General features: G+C 72.6%; 8 protein-coding genes and 1 pseudogene. 6 read left to right on the top strand and 3 right to left on the bottom strand.

The window, feature by feature from the left end:
- The 3 genes from BH719_RS04120 to BH719_RS04110 all read left to right on the top strand — a co-directional run.
- The coding region (locus BH719_RS04120; protein ID WP_009743497.1) for a phospho-sugar mutase at window positions 1-1,562 on the top strand (1,562 nt) is incomplete at its 5' end.
- Between the two features lie 390 nt (window positions 1,563-1,952).
- Window positions 1,953-2,774, top strand: coding sequence for a class I SAM-dependent methyltransferase (locus BH719_RS04115; RefSeq protein ID WP_009743495.1), 822 nt, complete (start codon window positions 1,953-1,955; stop codon window positions 2,772-2,774).
- Window positions 2,771-3,142 (top strand): cupin domain-containing protein, encoded by a 372-nt coding sequence (locus BH719_RS04110; protein ID WP_009743494.1) that lies wholly within the window; start codon window positions 2,771-2,773, stop codon window positions 3,140-3,142. The genes BH719_RS04115 and BH719_RS04110 overlap by 4 nt, the downstream gene beginning before the upstream one ends.
- Before the next feature lie 128 nt (window positions 3,143-3,270).
- Here BH719_RS04110 and BH719_RS04105 read toward each other — a convergent pair whose 3' ends face one another.
- A complete protein-coding gene (locus BH719_RS04105; protein ID WP_009743493.1) occupies window positions 3,271-4,002 on the bottom strand; it encodes a response regulator in 732 nt (243 codons plus the stop codon).
- Window positions 3,999-5,243, bottom strand: a complete 1,245-nt coding sequence (locus tag BH719_RS04100) for a sensor histidine kinase (RefSeq protein WP_050790616.1) — start codon at window positions 5,241-5,243, stop codon at window positions 3,999-4,001. Before BH719_RS04100 ends, BH719_RS04105 begins: the two co-directional genes overlap by 4 nt.
- A 118-nt stretch (window positions 5,244-5,361) precedes the next feature.
- On the opposite strand from BH719_RS04100, the gene BH719_RS04095 reads away from it, so the two are divergent.
- From BH719_RS04095 to BH719_RS04085, 3 genes are read left to right on the top strand one after another with little or no spacing between them, the layout of a single operon-like run.
- Complete coding sequence (locus BH719_RS04095) at window positions 5,362-6,327, top strand: ABC transporter ATP-binding protein (RefSeq protein WP_034219171.1); 966 nt, start codon at window positions 5,362-5,364, stop codon at window positions 6,325-6,327.
- A gap of 8 nt (window positions 6,328-6,335) precedes the next feature.
- The gene (locus BH719_RS04090) at window positions 6,336-7,106 is read left to right on the top strand and encodes an ABC transporter permease (RefSeq protein ID WP_034255585.1); all 771 of its coding nucleotides are present in this window, start codon (window positions 6,336-6,338) and stop codon (window positions 7,104-7,106) included.
- A gap of 5 nt (window positions 7,107-7,111) precedes the next feature.
- Window positions 7,112-7,876 (top strand): ABC transporter permease, encoded by a 765-nt coding sequence (locus tag BH719_RS04085; RefSeq protein WP_009743490.1) that lies wholly within the window; start codon window positions 7,112-7,114, stop codon window positions 7,874-7,876.
- Between the two features lie 69 nt (window positions 7,877-7,945).
- Here BH719_RS04085 and BH719_RS09595 read toward each other — a convergent pair.
- Window positions 7,946-8,166: pseudogene (locus BH719_RS09595) on the bottom strand (permease); the annotation flags it as partial.

Genomic DNA, 8,166 nt, shown 5'->3' with positions numbered 1-8,166 from the left:
AGGAAGTGGCCGCGGCCATGGCCGGGCCCCTCGAGTTCGGGACCGCCGGCCTGCGCGGCCGGATGGGCCCCGGGGAGTCCCGCATGAACCTCGCGGTCGTCATCCGGGCGACCGCCGGCCTGTGCGCTTTCCTCACGGGCACGATCGACCGCGCCCCCCGCGTCGTCATCGGCTGCGACGCGCGCCACGGCTCGGTGGACTTCGCCCTGGCCGCCGCCCGGGTCGCCTCGGCCGCCGGGTGCCACGTCCTCAAACTGCCCCCCATGAACCCCACGCCCCTGACCGCGTTCTCCATGCGCCACCTCGACGCCGACGCGGGGATCATGGTCACGGCCTCTCACAACCCGGCCATGGACAACGGCTACAAGGTCTACCTGGGCGGGGCCGTCGTCGCCGGCGCCGGGCAGGGCGTCCAGATCGTGCCCCCCTACGACGCCGAGATCGCGGCCGCCATCGCCAGCGCGCCCCCGGCCGACCAGGTCGCCCAGGACGACGCCAGGATCGAGCCCGTCGATCCGCGCGACGCCTACGTGGCAGCGGCCAGCGCCCTGGCCCGCGGCAGCGCCGCCGAGAAGGCCGCCCTGCGCATCACCCTCACCGCGATGCACGGCGTCGGCGCGGCCCTCACCACGCGGGTCCTCGCCGAGGCGGGATTCTCCGACGTCCGCCTCGTCGCGGAGCAGGCCGAACCGGATCCCGACTTCTCCACGGTCCCCTTCCCGAACCCGGAGGAGCCCGGCGCCCTCGACCTGGCGATGGAGCGCGCCAGCGAGGAGGGGTCGGACGTGATCATCGCCGTCGACCCCGACGCGGACCGCTGCGCCGTCGCAGTTCCGGATCCCGGCTCGGCCCGGGGCTGGCGCCAACTCACCGGCGACGAGACGGGCTCGCTGCTGGGCGACTACCTGGCCGGGCGCGCCCCCCGGGGCGCGGTCCTGGCGAACTCCATCGTCTCCTCGCGCATGCTCGAGCGGATCGCCGCCGCCCACGGCCTGGACTACAGTCCCGCGCTGACGGGCTTCAAGTGGATCGCCCGCGTCCCCGGCCTGTTCTTCGGCTACGAGGAGGCGATCGGCTTCTGCCCCAACCCCGAGGTCGTGCGGGACAAGGACGGGATCGCGACGTCCGTCGTCGTCGCCTCCCTCTTCGCCGCCCTGAAGGCCCAGGGGCGAACAGCGGCGGACGAGCTGGAGCGCCTGGCGCGCGCCCACGGCCTCCACATGACAGCGCCCCTGACCTTCCGCGTCGACAACCTCGGCCTCATCGCCGAGGGCATGGAGAGACTGCGGTCGGCGCCGCCCAGCACCCTGGCGGGATCGCCGGTCGAGTCCGTCATCGACCTGTCGGAGGGCTACCAGGGGCTTGCGGGGACGGACGCGCTCCTCGTGGCCACCGAGGCGGGCGACCGCGTCGTCGCCAGGCCCTCGGGCACCGAGCCCAAGCTCAAGTGCTACCTCGAGGTCGTCCTGCCCGTGGAGGACGGCGCGCCCGTCCCCTGGGACGAGGCGAGGGCGCGCCTCGAGCGCATCAAGGAGGAGTTCGGAGCGGCGATCGGCATCTGAGAGCCTTTTTAACGCGGGCGGGGCCGTCCTCGGGTGGCCCCGCCCGCGTTCTCGCGTATCGGGACGCGGACACGCCTGAGCGCCCGGCCCAGTGCTCTTCCTCCCCGCGTTGCGCACCAGGGCGGGGACCGTGCGGCGCCCTTTCCCGCCTGTACCGCACACAAGGGCGGGAATTAGGCAACACGGAGCTGCACACAAGGGCGGAATCAAGCCCTTGTGTGCGGCGCGTGTTTCGTAAATCGGGGTCCTTGTGTGCGTACCCGGGGGGGAGGCCGTCCGAGGGCGCCGGGGCGCGGCGACGGGCGGTTCTACGCCGGGCCCCCCGCCGCCCGACCGGTGTGAGCACCATTCCCTGGCGGGGACGAATTACGTCACGGTATAGTTGCGTATATGAGTGATGAGAGTTCTGAGGCAAGCACGCCGCTCCCCTTCTCCCAACGGCCCGTCGACAAGGCCCCGGGCCACTGGGTGCTCGCCCGCGCCGGGAAGAGGGTGCTGCGCCCGGGCGGCGCCGCCCTGACGCGCTCCATGCTGTCCCGCGCGGGGCTGGCCGGGGCCGACGTCGTCGAGTTCGCCCCCGGGCTGGGCGTCACCGCCGGGTGGATCCTGGAAGGGGGGCCCGCCTCGTACACCGGAGTCGAGCAGGACCCCGACGCGGCCGCGCGCGTGGGCCGGATCGTCCGGGGAAGGGGGCGCTGCGTGAACGCCGACGCGCGGAGGACCGGTCTGGACAGCGGCTGCGCGGACGTGGTCGTCGGCGAGGCGATGCTCACCATGCAGTCGGACCGCGTGAAAGCGGAGATCGTCTCCGAGGCGGCGCGCCTGCTGCGCCCCGGCGGGCGCTACGCCATCCACGAGCTCGCACTGGCCCCCGACGACATCGACGAGGCGGTGGCCACCGACCTGCGCAAGGCGCTGGCGCGCGCGATCAACGTCAACGCCAGGCCCAGCACCGTCAAGGCCTGGAAAGAGCACCTGGAGGCCGCGGGCCTGGTCGTCCAGCACGTGGGCACCGCCCCGATGGCCCTGCTGAGCCCTGGGCGCGTCGTCGCCGACGAGGGCGTGGGCGGCGCCGCCCGCATCGCCTGGAATCTCGCGCGGGACAAGGACCTGCGCGCACGCGTCCTCACCATGAGGCGCACTTTCAAGAAGTACGAGAAGAACATGCGCGGTGTGGCGATCGTCGCCCGCAAACCCAAGGAGGATGAATGAGCCTGAGCGCGGATTCGAGCACTGAGCGGACCACCCCCGTGATGACGGACCTGCAGGACGTCGCCGCGATGGTGGCCGTCAACGAGGGCGCGACCGTGTCGCGCACCGTCATGCACGCCGAGGGCGTGCGCCTCGTCCTGTTCAGCTTCGACACCGACGAGTACCTCAGCGAGCACACGGCCGCCATGCCGGTCCTGCTCTTCGCGCTGGAGGGCTCGCTGGAGATCGAGGCGGACGGCCGCGTCGTCGTCCTCAAGCCCGGCGACGTCATCCACTTCGGCACGCGCCTGCCCCACGCGGTGCGCGCCCTGGAGCCCTCCAAGCTGGCCCTGTACATGCTGGACAAGAGGGAGAAGCCCCAGCAGTAGCGTGGAACGCGCGTGGAACAACGCGCAGGGGTGAGGGGGCGCGGCCGCGAGGGCGGTGGCGCCCCCGTCGCCACCCGGACGGGCGCGCACCGCGCTCCGACTGCGGGACGCGGCGGGCGCCGGTGCGCTCACCCGTGCGAGGGGCGCGGGGACAGGACCATGTCGGCGTCCATGAGGCCGGCGCGCAGCGCGAGGAGCACCAGTTGCACGCGGTCACGGGCCCCCGTCTTGGCCAGCAGGTGGCCCACGTGGGTCTTCACAGTCGCCATCGACACCCACTGCGCGTCGCAGATCTCCTGATTCGTCAGCCCGCGCGCGATCAAGCGCAGGATCTCGACCTCCTTGCCCGTCAGGCCCGCTCGTTCCAGGATCCCGCGGCCGTCCGCGGCGGCATCCGCCGGAGTGGGGACCGCGGCCAGGGGCGGGGCGCCCGGGGCGCGCAACGCGCGCAGCAGGGTCGAGGTGGGCCCCGGGGAGATCACCGAGTCACCCGAGTGGACGGTGCGCACTGCGTCGAACAGCCCGGCCGGGGGAGTGGTCTTGAGCAGGAACCCCGAGGCCCCCGCGTCGATGCCGCGCAGAACGGAGTCGTCCGTGTTGAAAGTGGTGAGGATGACGATCCTGCTCGCAGTGCCCTCATCGACGAGGCGCCGCGTCGCCTCGATCCCGTCCATGACGGGCATCTGCACGTCCATGAGCAGCACGTCAACCGGATCGCGGCGGGCGCGCACCAGCGCGTCCTGGCCGTGGACTGCCCGCCAGCGGACGGCGAAGTCCTGCTGGGACCCCAGGATCATCGCCAACCCCTGGGCGAACAGGGGCTCGTCGTCGGCCAGGCCGATGCGGATCGGCGCGCTCACACCCCTGCCTCCATCTCCACGCGCCACACGCCCCCGCGCGGCCCCACCCCGCAGCGCAGCCCCGCCCCGTGGGCGCGCGAGGCCATCGAGACCACGCCCAGGCCGCCGGTCCGCGCCGACGGGACCCCCGCGATCGGGTTCTCCACCGTCAGTGACACCTGCGGTCCCATGGAGCGCCCGGCGACACTGATCGGCCCAGGCGCTCTGTGGCGCATCGCGTTGGTCAGCGCCTCCCGGCAGTTGCGCACCATGGCGTCCTCCTGTTCGGGGGCCATCGCGGGCGGCGCCGACACGTCGAGATCGGGGCGCACCGGGGCCGCGCACGCCACCACCAGCGCGGACACCCGCTCCCACAGGCCCCCGCCCGCGCCGACGGCGTCCGCGGTCGCCGCGCGCCCGTCACCCTCGGCGGTCGTTCCCGCTGCCCCGGGCACCGCACTGGGCGAGGGAACCCCGTCCCCGCGCAGCAGGGCGACCATATCGTGCACCTGATCGACCCCCTCCCGGCTGATCCTGGCGATGGTCGCCAGAGCCTCGTCGGCGCGCGCGGGATCAGCCGCGAGGACACAGCGGGCGCCCTCGGCCTGCGCGCTGATGGCGGTGAGGGTGTGCCCCAACAGGTCGTGGAGGTCCCCGGCCAACCGGTTCCTCTCGTGGGCGACGGCAAGGCGCGCCAGGGTGTGCTGCTGCTCCTCCAGCATCGCCAGGCGCTCTGCGGCCAAGTGCCTGCGGTCCCTGATCGACCGGCTGCGCGCCCCCCCGAGCGCCGCGACCGCGAGAACCAGTGCGGTGGCCGTGCCGAGTACGGCGAAACCCCTCAGGTCGGTGGGCTCGTAGGCCCGCACCGCCCGCACCGAGACCGCCGCGACCGCTCCGGAGCAGAAGAACACGAGCAAAGCCCACCGCCACGGGGGCGCCAGGCGCGACTGGGTGGTCCACACCGCGACGAGCGCGCCAACCAGCGCCACCAGCGTCAAGTCCTCGATGAGCAGCACGTGGACCACCAGGACCGCCCCGATCACGAGCACCGAGGCCAGGGGGAACACGCGCCTGAAGGCGATGGCCGCTCCGCACAGCACCGCCAGGACGCGGAACACCGCGGCCCCGCCCGGGAACGCGGTGACAAGGCCGCTCGAGGACAGGACCGCGACGGACAGTCCGAGCAGCGCGTCCGTCCAGTGGGGCACGGGGCGCGGACGCGGCGGGGCCGGGGGGAGGGAAGGGGGAGGGAGCTGCTTCATGGTCCCACACTAGGCCAGGGCGGCCACCGCACCGTCATACCCTGGTATGAGGGCGCCCCGCTCGGAACCATCCCACGGGGCGATGCCGATCGCGCCGCCGCAGGGCACAGTGGGTGCCATGACAGCACACCCACCACTCCGGATGGCGCCGCGGACCTCGCCCCGGCCCCCCGCATACGACGGCCCCGGCCTGGTCGTCGCCACCTCCGATCTGACGAAGTCGTTCGCTGGGCGCACCGTCGTCGACTCCCTCGACCTGCGCGTGCCCGCGGGATGCGTCTACGGGTTCCTCGGCCCCAACGGCTCCGGCAAATCCACCACCATGAAGATGCTGCTCGGCCTGCTGCGGCCGACGCGGGGCCGGATCAGTGTCTTCGGCACCCCCCTCACAGGAGCCAACGCGAGCGCGATGATGCCGCGGATCGGCTCCATGATCGAGCGCCCACCCGGCTACGGGCACCTCACGGGCGCCGAGAACATGGCGGTGGTCGCCCGCATGCTGGGGCTGAGCCGGGAGCAGACCGAACGCGCCCTTGCCCTGGTCCGCCTCACCGAGCACAAGAACCGCCTCCAGCGCACCTACTCCCTGGGCATGAAGCAGAGGCTCGGCATCGCGATGGCGCTGGCCCGGGACCCGCAGCTGCTGGTCCTGGACGAGCCGACTAACGGCCTCGACCCCGCCGGGATCGAGGAGATCCGCGAACTCCTCATCCACCTGGCCTCCGAGGGCGTCTCAGTCATGGTCTCCAGCCACCTCCTGGACGAGATCGACAAGATGGCCTCCGTCCTGGGGATCCTCTCCGCGGGCCGCCTCGTGTTCCAGGGGACGCGCGCGGAGCTCTTCGCCCGTTCACTGCCCGACCTCTTCGTCTCGACGCCGCAGGCCAGGGAGGCGCTCGCCCTGGGACTGCCCGGGCGCGCCGTGGCCGGCGGCATCATGGTCCCCGGCCTCGACCAGGGGGGAGCCGCTCGGATGATCGAGGCACTGGTGCGCCACGGCATCACCCTGTACGAGGTGCGCCGCGCGGACCAGTCCCTCGAGGACGTTTTCATGGCCCTCACCGGAGGGGCGGGGGCGCTGTGATGGTGGCGATGGCACGCAGGCTACTGCTCGTACGCCTCGAAGCGGCGAAGATGCGCCGCCTCCACACGATTCCCGTCGTCGTCGTCGCGGTCGTCGCGGTGGTCGCGCTGTCGTGCATGAACCTGTTCCGGCCCGAGGCGCCGGTGGTCGGTGCGGACCCGGATGCCTGGCCGTGGGCGTCCCTGCTGCTGAATGCCGCCATGATGAACGCCCTGGTCCATCCCGTCCTGGTCGCCGTGATCGCCAGCCGCCAGACCGACATCGAGAACACCGGCGCGGGTTGGACGCTCAACTCAACGACGGGCGTGGGGCCCGGCGCGCTGTGCCGGGCGAAGACCGCGCTCCTGGTGGCGGTGCTGGCGCTCGCGGTGGCGGCGGAGACAGCGGCGACCATCGGCCTCGCCCGCGCGAGGGGGTACACGGTACCCCTCGAATGGGGGCAGTGGACCCAGTACGCCGTCCTGCTGTGGCTGGTGGACGGCGTGTTCGTGGGCGCGCACGTGTGGTTGGCGGCGAAATGGGACAACCAGCTCATCTGCGTCGGAGTGGGTCTGCTGGGCGCCTTCACCGCGATGTACATGTTTCTAGCCCCGAGCGCCATCGCTCGCATGGTCCCCTGGGGGTACTACGCGGTGATCACGAACACGCGACTAGTCGGTCGGCAGGCAGGGGGCGTGCACTACGGGAGCGTCGACCTGCCCTGGGTGGTAGGCTTCCTCCTCCTGGCCCTGGCCGCCCTGGCCTGGGCGACCCACCGCATGGATCGTGTTGAAAGGTGAATACCATGGGCCTCGTCGCCGCCGAATTCCTCAAACTCCGCCGCTCGCGGGTGGGCGTCTTCGCCGTCCTGCTGCCCCTGCTGGCCACCGTCGCAGGAGCGGTCAACTACTGGGTGAACAGGGACGCCCTCAACGGCGGGTGGGACTCGCTGGCCAGCCAGGTCACCCTCTTCTACGGGCTGATGTTCTTCAACCTGGGCGTGGCGCTCATGGCGGCGTCCGTGTGGCGTCCTGAGCACCGGGACGCCTCGTGGAACATTGTCCTCACCTCGGGGCACCGGCCCTGGGCGGTCGTCCTGGCGAAGTCCGTGGTCCTCGTCGCGCCGGTCGCCGTGGCGCAGGTGGTGCTCCTGGCACTCACCTGGGCCCTGGGCCTCACCATGGGCATGCCCGGGTGGCCGGGAGCGGCGTTCGCGCTGTCGTGCGCGCTCGCCGTCGTCATCGCCGTCCCCTTGATCCTCGCGCAGTCACTGCTGTCGATGCTCATGAAGTCGTTCGCGGCGCCCGTCGCCGTGTGCCTGCTGCTCTCCGGCATCGGCTTCGGCTCGATCGCCGCCTCGACGGGAGTGGTCGGCGCACTGTCCTACGCGCTGCCCCAGGGGCTGGCCTCACGAGCGCTGTTCCTGGGTTCTACGGCCGTGACGGTCACGGGCGGCCTTTCGCTCCAGTCCGTGGCGCCCCTGCTGGCGGGGTGCGCTGTGCTGAGCGTCCTCCTCGTGTGCGCGACGGTCCTCATCGCTCCGCGCCGCACGATCGAGGCGCACACCTGACGGGGGGAACCACCGGCCCGCAGTCCGGGGAACGGCGCCGACGACGCGCGCGCGGCCGGCCATCGTGCCTCAGTCCAGGCGCGAGCGAGCCGCGGCCCCCGCCACCCGCCACAGGCCCGCTTCGACGACCAGGCCGCTCACCGCGAGGACGGCGCAGACGGACAGGGCCCCCTGCGGCCACATGAGGGCGGTCGCCGCCAACGCGGTGCCCTGGGAGGCCCCCAGGACGCCCCCTGCGAAGAGGACGGGCCACGCCGCGCGGTGCGCGCGCTCCCACCGGGCCGACCCCG

Origin of the sequence: Pauljensenia hongkongensis (assembly GCF_001746855.1) — a bacterium.
Lineage (GTDB): Bacteria > Actinomycetota > Actinomycetes > Actinomycetales > Actinomycetaceae > Pauljensenia > Pauljensenia hongkongensis.
The sequence above is the reverse complement of the archived record's forward strand: the minus strand, read 5'-3'. Positions and strand labels throughout refer to the sequence as shown.

Bases quoted from the DNA above. Each gene is read 5' to 3' on its own strand.
- BH719_RS04115 (WP_009743495.1), top strand. From the start codon at position 1,953: ATGAGTGATGAGAGTTCTGAGGCAAGCACGCCGCTCCCCTTCTCCCAA.
- BH719_RS04110 (WP_009743494.1), top strand. From the start codon at position 2,771: ATGAGCCTGAGCGCGGATTCGAGCACTGAGCGGACCACCCCCGTGATG.
- BH719_RS04100 (WP_050790616.1), bottom strand. From the start codon at position 5,243: ATGAAGCAGCTCCCTCCCCCTTCCCTCCCCCCGGCCCCGCCGCGTCCG.
- BH719_RS04095 (WP_034219171.1), top strand. From the start codon at position 5,362: ATGACAGCACACCCACCACTCCGGATGGCGCCGCGGACCTCGCCCCGG.
- BH719_RS04090 (WP_034255585.1), top strand. From the start codon at position 6,336: ATGGCACGCAGGCTACTGCTCGTACGCCTCGAAGCGGCGAAGATGCGC.
- BH719_RS04085 (WP_009743490.1), top strand. From the start codon at position 7,112: ATGGGCCTCGTCGCCGCCGAATTCCTCAAACTCCGCCGCTCGCGGGTG.